General features: G+C 69.7%; 16 protein-coding genes. 7 read left to right on the top strand and 9 right to left on the bottom strand.

The window, feature by feature from the left end:
* Positions 1-82: 82 nt before the first annotated feature.
* Complete coding sequence (locus AAFO60_RS03880; protein WP_347954850.1) at positions 83-1,162, bottom strand: NAD(P)H-dependent amine dehydrogenase family protein; 1,080 nt, start codon at positions 1,160-1,162, stop codon at positions 83-85.
* 43 nt (positions 1,163-1,205) lie between these two features.
* Entirely contained in the window at positions 1,206-2,654 is a 1,449-nt protein-coding gene (locus AAFO60_RS03875) for a carotenoid oxygenase family protein (RefSeq protein ID WP_347954849.1), read from the bottom strand.
* A 53-nt stretch (positions 2,655-2,707) separates the two neighbouring features.
* Between AAFO60_RS03875 and AAFO60_RS03870 the strand changes: the two genes are divergently transcribed.
* On the top strand, positions 2,708-3,400 hold the full coding sequence (locus AAFO60_RS03870; RefSeq protein WP_347954848.1) for a TetR/AcrR family transcriptional regulator: 693 nt from the start codon (positions 2,708-2,710) through the stop codon (positions 3,398-3,400).
* Here the strand turns inward: AAFO60_RS03870 and AAFO60_RS03865 are convergent.
* The 4 genes from AAFO60_RS03865 to purL all read right to left on the bottom strand — a co-directional run bounded on the left by AAFO60_RS03865 (position 3,381) and on the right by purL (position 8,814).
* Complete coding sequence (locus tag AAFO60_RS03865; protein WP_347954847.1) at positions 3,381-3,809, bottom strand: DUF2752 domain-containing protein; 429 nt, start codon at positions 3,807-3,809, stop codon at positions 3,381-3,383. The genes AAFO60_RS03870 and AAFO60_RS03865 overlap by 20 nt on opposite strands.
* Entirely contained in the window at positions 3,806-4,651 is an 846-nt protein-coding gene (locus tag AAFO60_RS03860; RefSeq protein WP_347954846.1) for an RDD family protein, read from the bottom strand. Before AAFO60_RS03860 ends, AAFO60_RS03865 begins: the two co-directional genes overlap by 4 nt.
* A gap of 91 nt (positions 4,652-4,742) precedes the next feature.
* Entirely contained in the window at positions 4,743-6,440 is a 1,698-nt protein-coding gene (locus tag AAFO60_RS03855) for an alpha/beta hydrolase (protein ID WP_347955074.1), read from the bottom strand.
* A 91-nt stretch (positions 6,441-6,531) separates the two neighbouring features.
* Positions 6,532-8,814 carry a phosphoribosylformylglycinamidine synthase subunit PurL gene (gene purL / locus AAFO60_RS03850; RefSeq protein ID WP_347954845.1) on the bottom strand — a complete coding sequence of 761 codons (2,283 nt, stop codon included), beginning with the start codon at positions 8,812-8,814 and terminating at the stop codon, positions 6,532-6,534.
* 143 nt (positions 8,815-8,957) lie between these two features.
* Here purL and eccA point away from each other — a divergent pair, with 143 nt between their 5' ends.
* On the top strand, positions 8,958-10,697 hold the full coding sequence (gene eccA, locus AAFO60_RS03845) for a type VII secretion AAA-ATPase EccA (RefSeq protein ID WP_347954844.1): 1,740 nt from the start codon (positions 8,958-8,960) through the stop codon (positions 10,695-10,697).
* Positions 10,694-11,077, top strand: a complete 384-nt coding sequence (locus AAFO60_RS03840; protein ID WP_347954843.1) for a hypothetical protein — start codon at positions 10,694-10,696, stop codon at positions 11,075-11,077. Before eccA ends, AAFO60_RS03840 begins: the two co-directional genes overlap by 4 nt.
* A gap of 89 nt (positions 11,078-11,166) precedes the next feature.
* Here the strand turns inward: AAFO60_RS03840 and cysC are convergent, their stop codons facing one another.
* Entirely contained in the window at positions 11,167-13,026 is a 1,860-nt protein-coding gene (gene cysC, locus AAFO60_RS03835) for an adenylyl-sulfate kinase (RefSeq protein ID WP_347954842.1), read from the bottom strand.
* Positions 13,026-13,982, bottom strand: a complete 957-nt coding sequence (gene cysD / locus AAFO60_RS03830; RefSeq protein WP_347954841.1) for a sulfate adenylyltransferase subunit CysD — start codon at positions 13,980-13,982, stop codon at positions 13,026-13,028. The genes cysC and cysD overlap by 1 nt, the downstream gene beginning before the upstream one ends.
* A gap of 232 nt (positions 13,983-14,214) precedes the next feature.
* Here cysD and AAFO60_RS03825 point away from each other — a divergent pair, with 232 nt between their 5' ends.
* The 4 genes from AAFO60_RS03825 to AAFO60_RS03810 are packed head-to-tail and all read left to right on the top strand — an operon-like array spanning position 14,215 to position 16,279.
* Positions 14,215-14,844, top strand: a complete 630-nt coding sequence (locus tag AAFO60_RS03825) for a DUF2249 domain-containing protein (RefSeq protein WP_347954840.1) — start codon at positions 14,215-14,217, stop codon at positions 14,842-14,844.
* Positions 14,845-14,848: 4 nt separating this feature from the next.
* On the top strand, positions 14,849-15,196 hold the full coding sequence (gene fdxA, locus AAFO60_RS03820; RefSeq protein ID WP_347954839.1) for a ferredoxin: 348 nt from the start codon (positions 14,849-14,851) through the stop codon (positions 15,194-15,196).
* A gap of 22 nt (positions 15,197-15,218) precedes the next feature.
* Complete coding sequence (locus AAFO60_RS03815; protein WP_347954838.1) at positions 15,219-15,833, top strand: helix-turn-helix transcriptional regulator; 615 nt, start codon at positions 15,219-15,221, stop codon at positions 15,831-15,833.
* Entirely contained in the window at positions 15,830-16,279 is a 450-nt protein-coding gene (locus AAFO60_RS03810) for a hypothetical protein (RefSeq protein ID WP_347954837.1), read from the top strand. Before AAFO60_RS03815 ends, AAFO60_RS03810 begins: the two co-directional genes overlap by 4 nt.
* Here the strand turns inward: AAFO60_RS03810 and AAFO60_RS03805 are convergent.
* The gene (locus AAFO60_RS03805; RefSeq protein ID WP_347954836.1) at positions 16,236-17,564 is read right to left on the bottom strand and encodes a Fic family protein; all 1,329 of its coding nucleotides are present in this window, start codon (positions 17,562-17,564) and stop codon (positions 16,236-16,238) included. The two genes, AAFO60_RS03810 and AAFO60_RS03805, sit on opposite strands and share 44 nt — an antisense overlap.
* Positions 17,565-17,600: the final 36 nt, after the last annotated feature.

Raw genomic sequence — 17,600 nt, 5'->3', positions numbered from 1 at the left:
CGACGTCGTACCCGTTCTCGCGGGCCGGTCAACGTCTCCCGCTCGCCTTCCGCCCGATCATGTCGCCCCGGTCGGTCCGCGGTCAGCTGCCGGTCACCAGCCCCCGGCCCGTCACCAAGGGCATGTCGAGCGCGGTGACGATGCCCGGTTCGGCGGCGACCACCGCCGGCACCGAGTTGACCAGGCGCATCGCGGTGACGATCATTCCCGACACGTTGTGGTCGCCTTCTCGCCCGTGATGGCCCACTTCGACGGTCATCGTCGGCTCGCCGGAGATCAGGATCCGGTAGCAGCCGTCGCCGTCTGCCGGTCGCGGCCAGTCCGGGCACTGGTCGGGATGGGTTCGCGTGTAGTGCTCCAGCACCACGCGGTCGACGCCGCCGACCTGCCCCGCCACCTCGAAGTGCAGCGCGGCCATCGTCCCGGCCGGGATCGGTACCGAGACCGTCTCGTAGTCGCGGTCGGCGGCCACCCGCCGATGCCGTTCCACCAGCGGCTCGTCCAGGGTCACCCCGAGGCCGGCGGCGAGCTGACGGACCACGCTCCCCCACGCCAGCGACAGCACGCCGGGCGCCAGAATCATCGGCTCGGCGTCCATCGGCTTCCCGAAGCCGAACAGCTCGCCCATCACCACCGGCTGATAGTAGGTGGAGTAGTCGGCGATCTCCTGGCAGCGGACCTCGTCGATCTGCTGCGACAGGCTGGTCATCGCCAGCGGCAGGACGTCGTTCGCGAAGCCGGGATCGATGCCGTTGACGTGCAGGCTGACCCCACCGGCCCGCGCCGCCTCGTCGATCGGGCCGATCATCGCCTCGGGCAGGACGCCGTACGGGTACTGCAGGATCACCGGGCCGGAGGAGACGACGTTGATCCCGGCGGCGAGGAACGCGGTCAGGTCGCCGATCGCCTCCACCACGCGGTCGTCGGTCATCGCGGTGTGCACGATGGCGTCGGGGCGCAGGGCGAGCAGTTCATCGCGGTCATCGGTGGCGATCACACCGAGGTCGCGGTCGAGGCCGGCCAGGCGCCCGGCGTCGACGCCGACCTTCTGCGGATCGGACACCCACACTCCCACCAGCTCCAGATCGGGGTGGGCGTCGACGCCCGCGATCGCATGCCTGCCGACCGTTCCGGTGGACCATTCGACTACGCGCAGCGTCATGCGCGTCACGTTAGCGCCGCGCGGCGCCGAGCGTCGACGTTCGTCAGGACCGGGCCGGCAGCCAGTTGCCGTGGAAGCCCGCCGGGACGCGCTGCGGGAGCGCGACGGAGGCGATGTCGTCGAGCGTCTGGGCGTCGAGCACCGCCAGTCGCGTCGTGTCGGCGGCGAGATCGGTGACGAAGCCGAGGACCGCTCCGTCGCCCTGGGCGGCATCGGGGCGACGCGGAACGAAGACGAACTCACCGAGTCGGGTGTGGTCGCCGAACCGGCGAGTCACGGGTTCGCGGCCGTCTGCGGGGATCCGGGCGAGCGTGGAGCCGAACAGGTCTCCGCCGGCGCCGGCGCCGATCAACCAGCCCGCCTCATGTGCTCGCCCGGTGAACCGATCGTCGATCCGCGGGAACTCGACCTCGGCGTCCCACAGCGGCGCGCGCCGACAGGTCCGCCGCATCGGATCCAGCGTCCACCGCTCCAGCCGCGCGCGCCCCTCGGTGGGCCCGGACGCATCCGCGTCGAAGGTCCGCTCGTGCACGACGAGGTCGACGACGACGGTGCCGTCCACGTCGTGCGCGTTGACCGGATGGTAGACGTAACACGGATCGACATCGATCCAGACGACGTCGGCGTCGTCCCCGTCGCGCGGCATCAGGCCGACCCGCGGACGATAGTTCCGGTTCCAGCGGTACGGCAGCGATCCGGGGCCGCCGGCGGGCATGCGTTCAGCCATGGCGTGCGGCATCGGCACCCGCCCCACCAGCGCCGACATCGCCAGGCGCGCCAGCGGCCGGAGCGGTGCCGGGACCGAGGTCGCGGTCGCGGTGCGCACGTCGAAGGTGACGGGCAGGTCGTAGACGACCACCGTCGAATCCGTGAGCGAGAAGGCGTGCATCATCGGGCTGCCGCCCACCGTGATGTCGACGTGGCGACGCTCACGGCCGTCGACGCCGATCACCGAGTACCTCACCTTGTCGCCGCGGCCGAAGTGGTAGCTGACCGCGTGCAGCTCACCGGTGGCCGGGTCTTCGAGCGGATGGGCGGTGAAGCCGCCGAGGACGGTGCCGTCGAAGTCGCACACGTCGAGGGTGTCGAGCTCGTCGGACAGTTCCGCGCAGGGCAACCCGGCCTCCACCAGCGCCAGGGTGCGACCACCGAAGCCGATGACGTTGGTGTTGGCCCCGATGCCGTGCAGGAACGAACGACCGCGCTCGTCGGGTCCGGGCCTGCCGAGACGGCGTCCGGTGCAGACCGAGTCGACCCAGCGATTCCGATACCAGAGGGCGTCTCCGCCCGACAGTCGGACCCCGTGCACCATGCCGTCGCCGGTGAACCAGTTGTAGGTGTCGGGGTCGACGTCGGCGATGGGGTTGGGTCCGTTGCGCAGGTAGCGGCCGTCGAGCCAGTCCGGGAGCCGTCCGGTCACCGCCAGACGCTCTTCGGTGAGCTCGGTCCGGACGGGCGCGTACTCGTCGGCGAGGAATCGATTCGTGGTCATCGGGCACCTCCAAGTTCGTCATAACGACGTTATAGGGGAAGAATAACGCAGTTATGACCGAACGTGAAGAGGGCCGGACAGACTCCGTGCGCGACGACCTCGCAAACGCGGCATACCGTCTGATCGCCGTGGACGGAGTGGAGGCACTGACCGTCCGGCGGCTGGCGCAGGAGGCGGGGACCTCGACGATGGCGGTGTACACCCGCTTCGGGAGCCTCGGCGCGGTCGCCGGTGAGGTCTGCGAACGGGGTTTCGCAGAACTCGGCACCGAACTGTCGGCATGCGGCGCCTCCGACGATCCGCTCGCCGACCTCATGCATCAGGGGCTTCGATATCTGCAGTTCGCCACCTCGCACCCGCGGCTGTACACGTTGATGTTCCAGTACACGTCACCGGATTGGCCGTCGGCTCAGCGGATGCCGCTGCTGCAGCACGGCGCACCGACCGACTCTGTCGCCGGCCGCGCAGCGTTCTCGACGATGGTCGGCGCCGTCCGCGCCGCCTCGGCGGCGACGATCGACGACGCCACCCTGCTGATCCGCGCGGGCGTCGTCTGGAGCACCGTGCACGGACTGTCGATGCTGTCCATCGCCGGTCACCTCACGGGCGCACACGACCTGGTGGCGCGCGACGGACTGATCACCCTCGCCGTCGGCCACGGCGCCGACCGACCAGACGCCGAGGCCGCCTTCGCCGAAGCAGAGCTGCGGATGAACCGGCCGCCGCTCACACCTGCAGCCCGGTGAACGGCGCAACGGGAACGTTGCGAACGACGAACCAGACGACGACCAGGACCAGCACCGCCTTCGACGCCGGTCGCCACCGCGTCCAGTCGGCGACGATCGGTCGGCCGCGCCATCGGCCGACCACGTACCCGAGATAGCCGACGACCAGCGCCAGGAAGGCGACGACCGCCAACGCGTTGAAGTGCATCGCCGCCCCCGGATCCCCGTGCATCAGTGCATCGAGTGCGCGGGTGGCCCCGCAGCCGGGACAGTCGATGTTCAGCAGCACCTTGATCGGGCACGGTGGGAGGATGCCGCCCGGCTCGGAGGGGCGACCGATCCACACCGCCGCGCAGACGGCTGCGCCGACCCCGCCGATGATCGCCGGACGCCCGAGTCGGCGACCCAGCGGCTGCGCCCCGGGGTTCACGGCCGGACGATCACCAAGTCGTTCGCCGCCTTGTCGTGCCAGCCCTGCATCCGGCCGGAGGAGTCGAACAGCGGCGACAGGTACACCACCAGTTGCCCGATGCACACGAATGCGCCCAGGAACGGGATCAGCTGGCGCACGAACGCCGATCCCAGTCCGATCGGCTGTCCCGTGTACTGGTCGACGACCCGGAGCCGGACCGCCATCTTGCCGAGGGTGGCGCCGACCAGGCCGATCATCAGCCATTCGTACAGCAGACCGATCACCAGCACGACCGCGACGAGGATCAGGAAGCTCGCGATGCCGGCGCCGCTCGGGTCTGTGCATCGCTGGTAGCCGTAGGCGTCGCGGTGGCATTCCATCGACTCCGCAAGGGCGCCGATGCCGAGTCCGATGCCGATGCCGTAGACGATCGCGTACAGCACGGTGTCGAGCAGGCGTGCGAGGAAGCGCTGACCGATGGTCGCGATCTGGGCGTGCCCGCTCCCGGGAGACGGCCCGTACCCGGGAGCGGATGGCGGAGAACCGGCCGACCCCATCGGCATCCATCCGGCAGGGGCCGGATATCCCGGCGGCGACGGGTGCCCGGGGTGGGCGCCACCCGTCCCGCCCGGCGCGTACGGCGAGTCTCCCCACGGCGCCCCTTCCGCTCCCCACGGTGCCCCTTCCCCGTACGGCGCGCTCCCGAACTGGGGAGCGTCGTACGGGTTCGCCGCGGGAACCGATCCGGGCGCGGGCGGCCACCCGTCGCCGAAGGGCTGCGCCGTCGGCCCGATCTGTGTCTGCGCGAACGGGTCCGGGGTGGGATCGGCGGGATTCGGTGGGCCGGGCGGGTATGTCATCAGCAGTCCTTCACGCCAAGCGCTCCGCCTGGCTGTTCGTTTCGGTGCGCGCTCATCCTACGAACCCGTAGTCGGGTGCACCGACACCCGACTACTTCTCCGGGCCGTCGTGACCGCGCAGCGCCTCGAGCGCGCCGCGCACACGAGCGGTGTCGGCGGCGGTCCAGCCCGCGGGCTGAGTCACCGCGACCCAGCCGTCGAGGATCACCGTCCCGTAGTTGTGGCCGTGCCCGTCCGGGACGCCGGCGGCGTTGCCGAGATCGGCGGTGACCTGCCAGAACGTCACGAACGGATACCAGCGCATGGTCGGCGTTCGATCGCCGCTCGCGGGTTCGGCGAGCCAGTCGGGTTTGCGGTACAGCAGCGACGGCGACCACCAGACCACCGGATCGGAGCGGTGTTGAATGTAGAGCACCCGCGGCGACAACCACTCGTCGGGATTTCGCCAGATGCCGGCGGCGTCGTTCGCGAAGCGGACCACCAGTCCGTTCGCGTAGGTCGGGTCCGCTTCCGGGGTTCCGGGGTCTCGTCGCTCGACCAGGGAGTGCCACAGCCGGTTCGAGTTCGGCGGCCCCACCCACAGCACCCCGTCGACGGTGGACCGGATGTCGTTGAGGTCGTCGAAGGCGCCCTCCCCCGCCTGCGTGCCCAGGCTCTCGCCGTAGACGAACAGTCGGGGACGATGCGCGGCGGGTTCGGCGAGCCAGCGGGCGTGCACGGCGTTCACCAGACGACGTCCGGCGTCGGCGGCCTCGCGTCGGTCAGCCAGGAACGACATCCAGCTCGGCAGATACGAGTACTGGGCGGCGACGAGGGCGATGTCGCCGTTCGCGACCAGTTCGAAGGTCTGCGCCGCGGTGGGATTCACCCAGCCGGTGCCGGTGGTCGGGATGACGACGATGGTCGACCGCTCGAACGCCCCGGTGCGTTCGAGCTCGTCGACGATCAGCCGCATCTGCGCATCGGGTCCGTCGGCCGATTCCAGGCCGGCGTAGACGCGGATCGGCTCCAGCGCGGGCCTGCCGTTGAAGTGCGCCAGCTCAGCGGCCCGGATGCCACCGGAGACGAAGTTGCGCCCCTCGAAACCGAGCGTGTCCCATCGGGCGAGCGACTGCGGGCTGCCCGACTTCTCCGGCAGGGTCGGCCGCACGGCGCCGTCGCGCGTGGTGTCGTTGGAAGCGCTGAAGGCTGCGTTGAGCGCCATGTATCCGCCCCGGACGGCCACCCCGTCGATCAGCGCGTAGGTCACGAAGAGCACCACCACCAACGACAGCACCCCGGCCACCCGCCGTGGAATCTTGAAGAGCCGGTTGAGCTTTCGCGCCAACCATCGCCCGACGTCCCGCAGCAGCCGGAAGGCTCCGACGATCGCGACCGCCACGCCGACGCTCATCGCCATCGCGCGCAGGTAGCCCAGGAAGGTCGGCTCGGCCGCCCCCATCAGCGACGCGAGCTCGTCCTGCCAGCCGACGCCGTAGTACAGCGCGACCAGCGACGCCGCCAGGCACAGCACCGGGACGCCGATCCGCAGCCACCGACGCACCCGCGGCGGAGGCGGCCACCACGTCGCCTTCGGCAGCAACAACCGTTCGACGGCGAGTGCGATCACCGCACCGACCGCATAGCCGGTGGCCGCCGCGATGCCGCCGATGAGTCCCTGAAAGGCCCAGTTGCGGGGCAGCAGCGAGGGCGTCAGCGACCACGTGTAGAAGATCGTGCCGACCACCAGCCCGGGCGGGTCGATCCGAAGCACCCGCATCAGCCGGGTCACCTCCGACCCGAACCGCATCGACGAACGACGAACGGCGGCGCGCGGACTTCTCCGCGGCGCCGCCGGCGTCGGATGCCGATACTCGGCAGTCAGTTCTTCCACATACGACCTAGCCGAAGACCTTGGGCAGCGTCCCTTCGTGAACCTCGCGCAGTTCGTCGAGCTTCACCTCGAACTGGCCCTGGACCTCGAGCGCGTCGCTGCCCTGGTCGACGACGCCGATCCGCGTCCACGGCAGCTGGCGGGCGTCGAGCATCGAGCAGAACCGCGACTCCTCGGTGCGCGGAACCGCGACCAGCACGCGGCCGGTCGACTCCGAGAACAGCGTGACGAACGGGTCGGCGTCGGCGGGCAGGATGATGCGGCAGCCGGTCTCCCCGGCGAGCGCGGCCTCGGCGACGGCCTGAATCAGGCCGCCCTCCGAGAGGTCGTGCGCGGCCGAGACCAGTCCGTCACGCGAGGCGGCGACCAGGATCTCCCCGAGCAGCCGTTCGCGCTCCAGGTCGACCTGCGGCGGCACGCCGCCGAGGTGGTCGTGCTCCACCTGGGCCCAGATGGACCCGTCGAACTCGTCGCGGGTGTCGCCGAGCAGGATCAGCGTCTCGCCCGGCTCGGTGCCGATGCCGGTGGGAGTACGCCGCCGGACGTCGTCGATGACGCCGAGCACGCCGACCACCGGGGTCGGCAGGATCGGCGTGGAGCCGGTCTGGTTGTAGAAGCTGACGTTGCCACCGGTCACCGGGATCCCCAGCTGGGCGCAGCCGTCGGCCAGACCGCGGACGGCCTGGCTGAACTGCCACATGACGGCGGGGTCCTCGGGCGAACCGAAGTTGAGGCAGTTGGTGACCGCGCGCGGCGTCGCACCGGTGACCACCACGTTGCGGTAGGCCTCGGCCAGCGCCAGCTGCGCACCCGCGTACGGATCGAGGTAGGTGTAGCGGCCGGACGCGTCGGTCGCGATCGCGATGCCGCGACCGGTCTCCTCGTCGATCCGGATGACGCCGGAGTCGGCGTTCTCCGCGAGGACGGTGTTGCCGCGGACGTAGCGGTCGTACTGCTCGGTGATGAACTTGCGGCTGCACAGCGCGGGGCTGGCGAGCAGCTTCAGGAAGGTCTCGCGCAGCTCGTCGGCGGTCTGCGGCCGCGCCAGGCCCGCCGTGGTCGAGGCCACGAGCTCGTCCTGCCAGTCCGGACGCTCCACCGGACGGTTGTACACGGGGCCCTCGTCGGCGACGGTGCGCGGCGGAACGTCGACGACCGTCTCGCCGTGCCAGTCGATGACCAGGTTCTCACCGTCGGTGACCTCGCCGATGACCGTGGCGAGGACGTCCCACTTGCGGCAGACCGCCATGAACTCGTCGACGTTCTCCGGGGTCACCACCGCGCACATGCGCTCCTGCGACTCCGACGAGAGCACCTCGGCGGGGGTCATTCCGACCGCGCGGGTCGGGACCTTGTCGAGCACGATGTGCATGCCGCCGTCACCGGCCGCGGCCAGCTCGCTGGTGGCGCACGACAGGCCCGCGCCACCCAGGTCCTGGATGCCGACGACGAGCCCGGCCCGGTACAGGTCCAGGCAGCACTCGATGAGCACCTTCTCGGTGAACGGGTCGCCCACCTGCACGCTCGGCAGCTTCTTGCGGTTGGGGCCGTCGGCGTCGTCGTCGAAGTTCGCCGAGGCGAGCACCGAGACGCCGCCGATCCCGTCGAGGCCGGTGCGGGCGCCGAAGAGGATGATCTTGTTGCCCTTGCCCGAGGCGAAGGCCAGGTGCAGGTCTTCGACGCGCAGGACGCCGGCGCACAGCGCGTTCACCAGCGGGTTGCCCTGGTAGCTGGGGTCGAAGACGGTCTCGCCGCCGATGTTCGGCAGGCCGAGGGAGTTGCCGTAGCCGCCGATGCCGCGGACTGCGCCGTCGAGCACGCGACGGGTGTCCGGGTGGTCGATGGCGCCGAAACGCAGCTGGTCCATCACCGCGATCGGGCGGGCGCCCATCGCCATGATGTCGCGGACGATGCCGCCCACACCGGTCGCCGCGCCCTGGTACGGCTCCACGTAGCTCGGGCTGTTGTGCGATTCCGCCTTGAACGTCACCGCCCAGCCGTCGCCGACGTCGACGACACCGGCGTTCTCGCCGATGCCGGCCAGCATGCCGGCCTTCATCTCGTCGGTCGTCGTCTCGCCGAAGTAACGCAGATGCACCTTCGACGACTTGTAGCTGCAGTGCTCCGACCACATCACCGAGTACATCGCCAGTTCGGCTTCGGTGGGACGACGGCCGAGAATCTCACGGATCCGGGCGTATTCGTCGTCCTTGAGGCCGAGCTCCGCATAGGGCTGCGGCAACTCGGGGGTATCGGCGGCGTTGGAAACGGTATCGACCTGGGCGCTCACGCTAGACAGTCTATGCGAGATTCCAAGTCGCTCCGGACACGGTCGACTCCGAGGTCCGATCACGCGAGATGACCGATTCCCCCGCGGCCGGCATCGGCGCCCGATTACCCTGCCAGGTGCCACACGAGGTTCGGGGGGACCACATGATCGATGGGACAGTTCGTTCGGCTCTGATCACGCAGCGCGGCGGGGCCTCGGCGCGCGAATATCTGCTGGCGGGGCTGGGCGCCGCCGGGATTCTGGCGAGCAGCGTGCCGCCCGACCCCGATCGGGCGCGTCGGGCCTTCGTCCGCGCCACCGAGTTCGCTCCCGAGATGGGCGATGCCTGGCTCGGCCGGGTCGCGACCGGCGACCGATCCGGTCCCGCCCTGCTCGGCCTGTACCGGGCCCGCGCGACCATCGGCGTCGAGCAACGACGGCTGGGGATCGCGCCGGGCACCCTGGCCGGACACCTGCCGACCGGGATGTTCATCGACCTGCCGATCACCGGGCCGGTCGATGCGGCGGCCGCCTACGCCGCCTCGCTGCTCGACGGCGGCGACGCCGACGGCGCCGCCGCCGTGCTGCGGGAGGTCTCGCCGGCCGACGACCCGTCGGTCGTGTTCTGCCGCGCCCTGGTGGCCCTGCGGTCGCAGCGATGGCGCGAGGTCCTCGACGTGATCGGACAGATCGAATGGCCCGACGAGGTGCTCCGCGCCGCGGTCGACTTCCTGGCCGGGACCGCCTGCGTGCAGCTCGGGCTGTTCGACGAGGGACTGCGGCGGCTGGCGGCGGTCCGGGACTCGGTGCTGGTCAACGCCCACCCGCAGGCGGCGTTCCTGACCGGGATGGCGTGGCGCACCCGCGGCGACGAGGGCGCCGCGCGTCCCTGCTTCGAGGAGGCCTACGCCCTGGACCCGCGGCTCTCGGAGGCACGGCGGGCCCTCGACGACCCGCGCTACCGGCTGGTCGTCGCGGACGGCGAATCCGGATCGCCAGCCGCCGCGGCCCCCGCGACCGAGACCGACGACCGCATCCGGTCGATCCTCGACGAGCTCGACGCGCAGGTCGGCCTGACCGAAGCGAAAGCGCAGGTGGAACGGCTGCGCGCCACGTGCGCGCTGGCCTCCGTGCGCGCCGAGAAGGGACTGCGGACGCAGTCGCGCAGTCTGCACCTGGCGTTCACCGGGCCGCCCGGGACCGGTAAGACCACGATCGCACGACTCGTCGCCCGCCTGTACTGCGCGCTCGGGCTGCTCGCCACCGACACCGTCGTCGAGGTCGGCCGCAAGGATCTCGTCGGCCGACATCTGGGGTCGACGGCCCCGAAGACCTCCGCCGTCATCGACTCGGCGCTCGACGGCGTCCTGCTGATCGACGAGGCCTACACGCTGATCCAGGACGGGCTGGCCGGCGGCGACGCCTTCGGCCGCGAAGCCCTCGACACGCTGCTGGCCCGGATGGAGAACGACCGGGACCGCCTGGTCGTCATCATCGCGGGGTACGACGACGAGATCGACCGCTTGCTGTCCGCCAACGAGGGTCTGGCCTCCCGGTTCGCACGCCGCATCCGATTCACCTCCTACACGCCCGGCGAACTGACCCGCATCGCCGAAACGATGGCCCAGCAGCGTGATGCCCGCCTGTCCGGCGAGGCCGCCGTCACCTTGGAGTCGGCGTTCACCGACCGCTACGCCGACACCGTCGACGGCCGGCGCGCCTCCGATGTGGCGGGCAATGCACGTTTCGTCCGGAACGTCGTGGAGGCCGCCGAGGAGGAGCGGGAGGTGCGCCTGGCGTCGCGGCCCGACCTCGCCGCCCTCGCCGATGCGGACCTGATGACGATCACCGGGCAGGACGTGCGACGCGCCCTGCGGGTCCTGGCCGCCGGGTCGGCCCGATGAGCGCGCCGGACCGGTCCGCCGGCCGACCGCTCCCCCGCCGCAGCCGGTCGACGACCGCGGTCGACTTCTTCGCGTGCGCGCTGTGCTGGGTCGTGCAGATCGTCGCGGCGGCCGTCACCTTCCTGCTGAGCGCAGCCGGGATCATGATGACCGACCCGTGCGGTCCGGCGGTGGACTGCGGCGGCAGCGTGTGGATCGACCGCGCGATGGGCCTGTCCGTCCTCGCCGGCTTCGGCCTCCTGGCCGCCTCCCTGGTCGCGTGCACGACGCTGCTGTTCCGGCAGCGTCGGGCGTTTCCGGCCGCCATCGGCTTCGCGCTGGCGCAGGGCGGCGTGTTCGTCGTCGCGATGATGATGGTCGAGCAGGCGGGGGTGCGGTGAACCGCCTGCGCCGGGGAAAGATCTGCGTCGGGAGTTGTCTCTCTGGGCGACAACTCCCGACGCAGATCAGACCGCGAGCAGCGTCGGCGTCACAGCCCGAGGTCCCGCATGATCGCATCGGCGACCGCCGCCGGTGAACCGTCCTCGGGACGCACCACCAGATCCGGCGACAGCGGCCGCTCGTACGGGGAGTCGATGCCGGTGAACTGCGTGATCTCCCCTGCCCGCGCCTTGGCGTACAGCCCCTTCGGGTCGCGGGCCTCGCAGTCGTCGAGCGGGGTGTCGACGAAGATCTCGTAGAAGGGCAGGTCGGCGGCTTCGTGGATCTCCCGCGCACGCTGTCGCTCAGCGGCGAACGGGCTGATCAGCGAGACCAGAGCGACGGCACCGGAGTCGGCGAACAGCGACGCCACCTCCGCGGTTCGGCGGATGTTCTCGCGGCGATCGTCGTCGCCGAAGCCGAGGTCGCTGTTCAGCCCGTGACGCAGGTTGTCGCCGTCGAGCAGATACGCGGGCCGCCCCTCCGCGACGAGCCTGCGCTCCAGTTCCATCGCGATCGTCGACTTCCCCGACGCCGACAGCCCGGTGAGCCACAGGGTCGCGCCGCGATGGGCGCGCTGCTCGCGGGACACCTTGCTCGACTGCCACACCACCTGGGTGTCGTGAGCCAGCGGTGCGGTGATCATGCCCGCGGCGACGGTGGCGTTGGTGGCCTCGTCGATCAGGATGAAGCTGCCGGTGGCGCGGTTGCGGCGATACTCGTCGAACATCACCGGCTGCTGGGTGTTCAACGACACCCGGCCGATCTCATTGAGCGCCAACGAGTTCGCGGCCTCGTCTCGGTGCAGGGTGTTGACGTCGAGCCGGTAGTTGAGGCCGTCGACGCGCACCCGGGTCTCGCGGGTGCCGCACAGCATCCGGTAGGTGCTGCCGGGCGCGAGCTGGGTGGTCTCGGAGAACCAGCACACCATCGCATCCAGTTCCCGGCCCACGTGCGGACGGTTGTTCGGCCGCACCAGCATGTCGCCGCGCACGATGTCGATCTCGTCGTCGAGGGCGATCGACACGGCCTGGGAGGCGAAGGCCTCCTCGAGTTCGACGCCGCCCGGCCCCCAGATCTTGGCGACCGTGGTGCCGAATCCGCCCGGCAGCGCCACCACCTTGTCGCCCACGGCGAAGGTGCCGCCGGCGACGGTCCCGGCGAACGCGCGGTGGTCGAAGCCGTCGCTGCGCTGGGGCCGGATGACGTACTGGACCGGGAAGCGGGCGTCGCGCAGATTGCGGTCGGAGGCGATGTAGACGTTCTCCAGGTGGCTCAGCAGCGGCCGTCCGGCATACCAGGGGGTCTGCGCCGATCGCTCCACCACGTTGTCGCCGCGCAGCGCGGAGATCGGGATGAACGTGAGATCGGCGACGTTGAGTTTGGCCGCGAAGGACACCATCTCATCGCAGATCTCGTCGAAGCGCTCCTGCGAGTAGTCGACCAGGTCCATCTTGTTGACGCACACCGTCAGCCGCGGAATGCCCAGCAGCGACGACAGGAAGGCGTGTCGGCGCGTCTGTTCCAGCACGCCCTTGCGGGCGTCGATCAGGATGATCGCCAGGTCGGCGGTGGACGCGCCGGTGACCATGTTGCGCGTGTACTGCACGTGTCCGGGCGAGTCGGCGATGATGAACTTGCGTTCGGCGGTCGCGAAGTAGCGGTAGGCGACGTCGATGGTGATGCCCTGCTCGCGTTCGGCGCGCAGGCCGTCGGTCAGCAGGGCGAGGTCGGCGTACTCGTCGCCGCGCTGCGAGCTGGTGCGTTCGATGGCCTCGAGTTGATCGGTGAAGATCGACTTCGAGTCGTACAGGAGTCGCCCGATCAGGGTCGACTTCCCGTCGTCGACGCTGCCGGCGGTCGCGATGCGAAGCAGTTCGGCGGTGCCCGGTGCCGTATCGACACTCATCAGAAGTAGCCCTCCTTCTTGCGGTCTTCCATGCCGGCCTCGGAGATGCGGTCGTCGGCGCGGGTGGCGCCGCGTTCGGTGACGCGGGTGGCGGCGACCTCGGCGATCACCTTCTCGGGGGTGTCGGCGTCGCTCTCGACGCATCCGGTGCAGGTGGCGTCGCCGACCGTGCGGAAGCGGACCCGCTCGGTGTGCGCGGTCTCCCCCGGGTAGGTCTGCAGGAAACGGGTCTGGGCCAGCAGCATGCCGTCGCGCGGGACCACCTCCCGCTCGTGCGCGTAGTAGATGGACGGCAGGTCGATCTGCTCGGCGGCGATGTAGTTCCAGATGTCGAGTTCGGTCCAGTTGCTCAGCGGGAACACGCGGATGTGCTCGTCGCGGGCGCAGTGCCCGTTGTAGAGATTCCACAGTTCGGGTCGCTGGTTGCGCGGATCCCACGCGCCGAACGAGTCGCGGAACGAGAAGAAGCGCTCCTTGGCGCGGGCCTTCTCCTCGTCGCGCCGGGCGCCGCCGAAGACCGCGTCGAACCGATTGTCGGTGATCCCGCGCAGCAGCGTGACCGTCTGCAGGCGGTTGCGGGAGGTGCCGGGGCCGGTCTGCTCCACCGACCGACCGGCGTCGATGTCGTCCTGGACGTACTCGACGATCAGTTTGACCCCGGTCTGTTCGACGACGCGGTCGCGGAACTCGATGACCTCGTCGAAGTTGTGTCCGGTGTCCACGTGCATCAGCGGGAACGGGACCGGCGCGGGCCAGAAGGCCTTGCGCGCCAGGTGGAACATCACCACCGAGTCCTTGCCGCCGGAGAACAGCATCGCCGGTCGCTCGAAGGTGGCGGCGACCTCGCGGAAGATGTGGATCGATTCGGCTTCGAGTTCGTCGAGGGTGGTCATCGCATAGCGGGGCGCGACGCCGCCGTGCGTCGCCGTGCGTGACCCGTCGGGTGTGGTGATCATGTCCGGGGCTGGCTCCCTTGGCCTGTCGAGGATTGGCCCGACGATGTCGGTTGTTGATCGTTCAGCCGACACGGTCGGCGTTCAGTAGACACCGTAGGCGACGGGTTCATCCCGTCGGCGGTTTACCTCGGATGTCGGCTCCGGCACAGTGCCGGGTCCGACCGTTGCTCACTGCCGCCGCCCGCGCTAGATTTTTTACAAGTCTTCGTTGTTTTTATTGAGAGGATGCTTCATGCCCGACGTCACCCTGGATGTCCGCGAGATCCCCAAACCGCAGCGCCACCCGAAGATCTTCGGCCTCTTCGACTCCCTGGCCGTCGGCGAAGCCGTCATCCTGGTCAACGACCACGATCCCCGTCATCTGCACGACGAGTTCGAGGAGAAGCTGCCCGGCGGTTACGGCTGGGAGTACCTGGTCCGCGAGAAGCGCGACTACCGCATCCGCATCAGCAAGACGACCGAGGCGCCGCCACCCCGCAAGCTCGGCAACACCGCGGAACTGACGCAGCATCCGGTCGACGCCGCGGACGTCGCCTGGAAGCTCGACTTCGACGGTCGCGGCCTCGACTCCAATCTCATCCGACTGTCCGCGGGCGGATCCATCGGCACCCATCGGGGCGGCGAGGTGGACGTGCTGATCCACGTGATCGCGGGCTCGGGAACCGTCGGCACCGAGACCGGCGACGTCGCCGTCATCGCGGGCGACCTGCTGTGGCTGCCGCGCCTGTCGCAGCGGTCGTTCACCGCAGGCCCCGACGGACTGAGCTACCTGACCGTGCATTCGCATCGCGAACCGTCTCTCACCATCGCGCCGCTGAGCGCCCGGCCCCGCACCGATCAACCACTGACTCCGAGGAAGTGACGTCATGGCTTATGTGATCGCCCTGCCCTGCGTGGACGTGATGGATCGGGCCTGCGTGGAGGAGTGCCCCGTCGACTGCATCTACGAGGGCGGCCGGGCCCTGTACATCCACCCCGACGAGTGCGTCGACTGCGGCGCCTGCGAACCGGTCTGCCCGGTGGAGGCCATCTTCTACGAGGACGACGTGCCCGACGAGTGGACGCCGTACATCACCGACAACGCCGACTTCTTCACCGAGACGCTCCCCGGGCAGGACGGTCCGCTGGACTCGCCGGGCGGCGCGATGAAGATGGGCCCGATCAAGGCCGACGGACCTCTGGTGGCCACGCTGCCGCCGCAGAACGCCGACTGACGGCCGGCGCGGAATCGACCCGATGCGTTCGACGATCCTCGACACCCTTCGCCGCTCCGACTCCGCGATGACCGTCGCCGAGTTGTCGGCCACATGCGACATCCCGGCGACGACCGTCCGGTTCCATCTGCGCGGCCTGGAGGACGACGGGCTCGTCGTGGCGGAGACCGCCGAACAGACCGGTCGCGGTCGGCCCCGACTGCTGTACCGGGCGCGCGCGGCGATGGACCCGTCCGGCCCGCGGAACTACGAGCTCCTGGCCGACGTGCTGGTCCGGGCGTTGGCCGCTGTTCCGGGCGCGGAGCAGCAGGCCGCCGAGGCCGGCCGGGCGTGGGGTCGGTCGCGGGCCGTGGCGGCGGGCGATCCGGCCGACGATCTGATGACGGTGCTCGACGAGTTCGGCTTCGCGCCCGAGCGCGCCCGCGCCGGCATCAGGTTGAAGCGCTGCCCCTTCCTCGAGCTGGCCCGCGAGCACCCCGGCATCACGTGTGCGGTGCATCGGGGCATCATGCAGGGAGTGCTGTCGACGCACAGCACCGATCTGACATTGGTCGGCCTCGACGCCTTCGTCGAAGGCGATCACTGTTTCGCCTCGTTGGCCGAAGGAGACCAGTTGACCGAAGGAGACCATCGGTGACCAAGCGCCAGGTCGGCATCGACGCCCACACCGCGGGTGGCGCCGCCCTCGTCATCGCGGGCGGACTGGTGGCCGCGGTCACCGGACCGCTCGACCTCGCCAAGGGCAGCTGGCTGGCCGCCTACCTGGTCCTGGTCGGCGGCGTCGCACTCATCGCCATCGGGATCGCGCAGCAGAACCTGCCGACGCCGGTTCCCGCGCCGATCCAGATCGTGCAGCTGGGCGGCTGGGCGGTGGCCAACGCCGTGGTGATCGTCGGCGCCCTGCTGTCGTCGTCGGCGACGATCAACGTCGGTGCCATCCTCCTGCTGCTGGTCCTCGCGCTGACGTGGTGGGTCGGCCACGGGTTGATCCGCCTGCGGAACCTTCTCGGCTACGCCTACCTCGCCGTCCTCGCGATCCTCATCGTGAGCGCGCCGATCGGGATGGCGCTGGGGGCGCGCTGACCGCCGTGCCTCCGTTCTCCGCGGCAGTAGGTCGACTGCCCTCCCGACCGATCCCGAGAAGCTCTGCGCCGGCGTGCGTGACTCGGAACCGAAGCGGCTTCTGTGTCACAACCTCCACGAGACCCGCATCGATCAATGCTTGCACGCGCGGCCGGACGAACTGCACGGACCGCCCCGTCGTGTGCACCAGCGACTGCAGTTTGACGGCACGGTTGACGTCGAAGAGCCACGCCTGTCCCAGGATGAAGAGCAGATCGCCGATGTCGGTCAGATCGAACGGCCTCCCCTTCGCCGAGTCGAACCTCGGGCTCCCCTGCGGGCCGTCGCTCACAAAGGCATGAATACGCTCGTTCAACGCCTCTATCCGCTGCGCCCGGTCTGCCAGATCAGCCAGCAGGCGGTGTTGCGCTTCCGCAATGATCTCCAGGAGCGACGTCACGAAGACCGTCAGGTCGCCCCGGTTCAAAGGCTCCTCGGCATCGGCGAACGCTCGGTAGTAGCGATCCTTGTTGTCAGCGATCGTCGCCGACAACGCCAAACTCGAGTACGGAGCCAGGACGTCACGCAGATCCAACGCCAGCAGATAACGACCCGTCCGACCGTTTCCGTCGTAGAACGGATGAGCGAACTCGAAGATGAAGTGTGCGACAACAGCCCGGAGCAACCGCGGGATCTCAACATCTCGAGCCTGGCTGATCATCACCGTCAATGCCTCGTCGATCGCAGACTCCGGCACGATGCCCCGGTGCGCGACTTTCGTTCCGGACTCGATCGTCACCGGCCCCGCTCGAAATCGCATGCCGTCCGGGGCCGCATCCTCGTCGATCTCACCCGCCGTGACCGCGTCGTACACGCGGCGGAGGTCATCGAGCGTCTGCGGCGCCCGAGCATCGGCGTTCCCGATGTCCAGGTAGAGCCGGACCATCTCCGTGAACCGCTTGCCTCCGGTCGGCTCCTCCTCGCGGAGCGCCGTCAGCGCGTCGCCGATCTCTTTCCGCGTGGACCGAATCTGTTCGATCTCGTTGGTCGCCTGAATCTCATCGACGATCATCTGAGCCAGATAGTCCGATTGCGCGCGTCCGGGAAGTCTGTCCCAGTGATGCCTGATCCTCGGCTCGAACATCAGGATCCGCTCGATCAGCGAGGAGACCTCTCGGGTCACGAGCATGAACGCGGAGCTGTCACCGATCCGCAGGTCCCAGTGGATCGCCGAAGGCGAAGTGCGGCGCACCAGCTCTTCGTCGTCCAGTCCAGCCCAATCTCGCTGATGGAAGATCGACTTCAAAGTTCGGTATGGCATGTCACTCCATATGCCGCGGAC

Origin of the sequence: Gordonia aichiensis, from assembly GCF_039946255.1 — a bacterium.
Taxonomy (GTDB): domain Bacteria; phylum Actinomycetota; class Actinomycetes; order Mycobacteriales; family Mycobacteriaceae; genus Gordonia; species Gordonia aichiensis_A.
The sequence above is the reverse complement of the archived record's forward strand: the minus strand, read 5'-3'. Positions and strand labels throughout refer to the sequence as shown.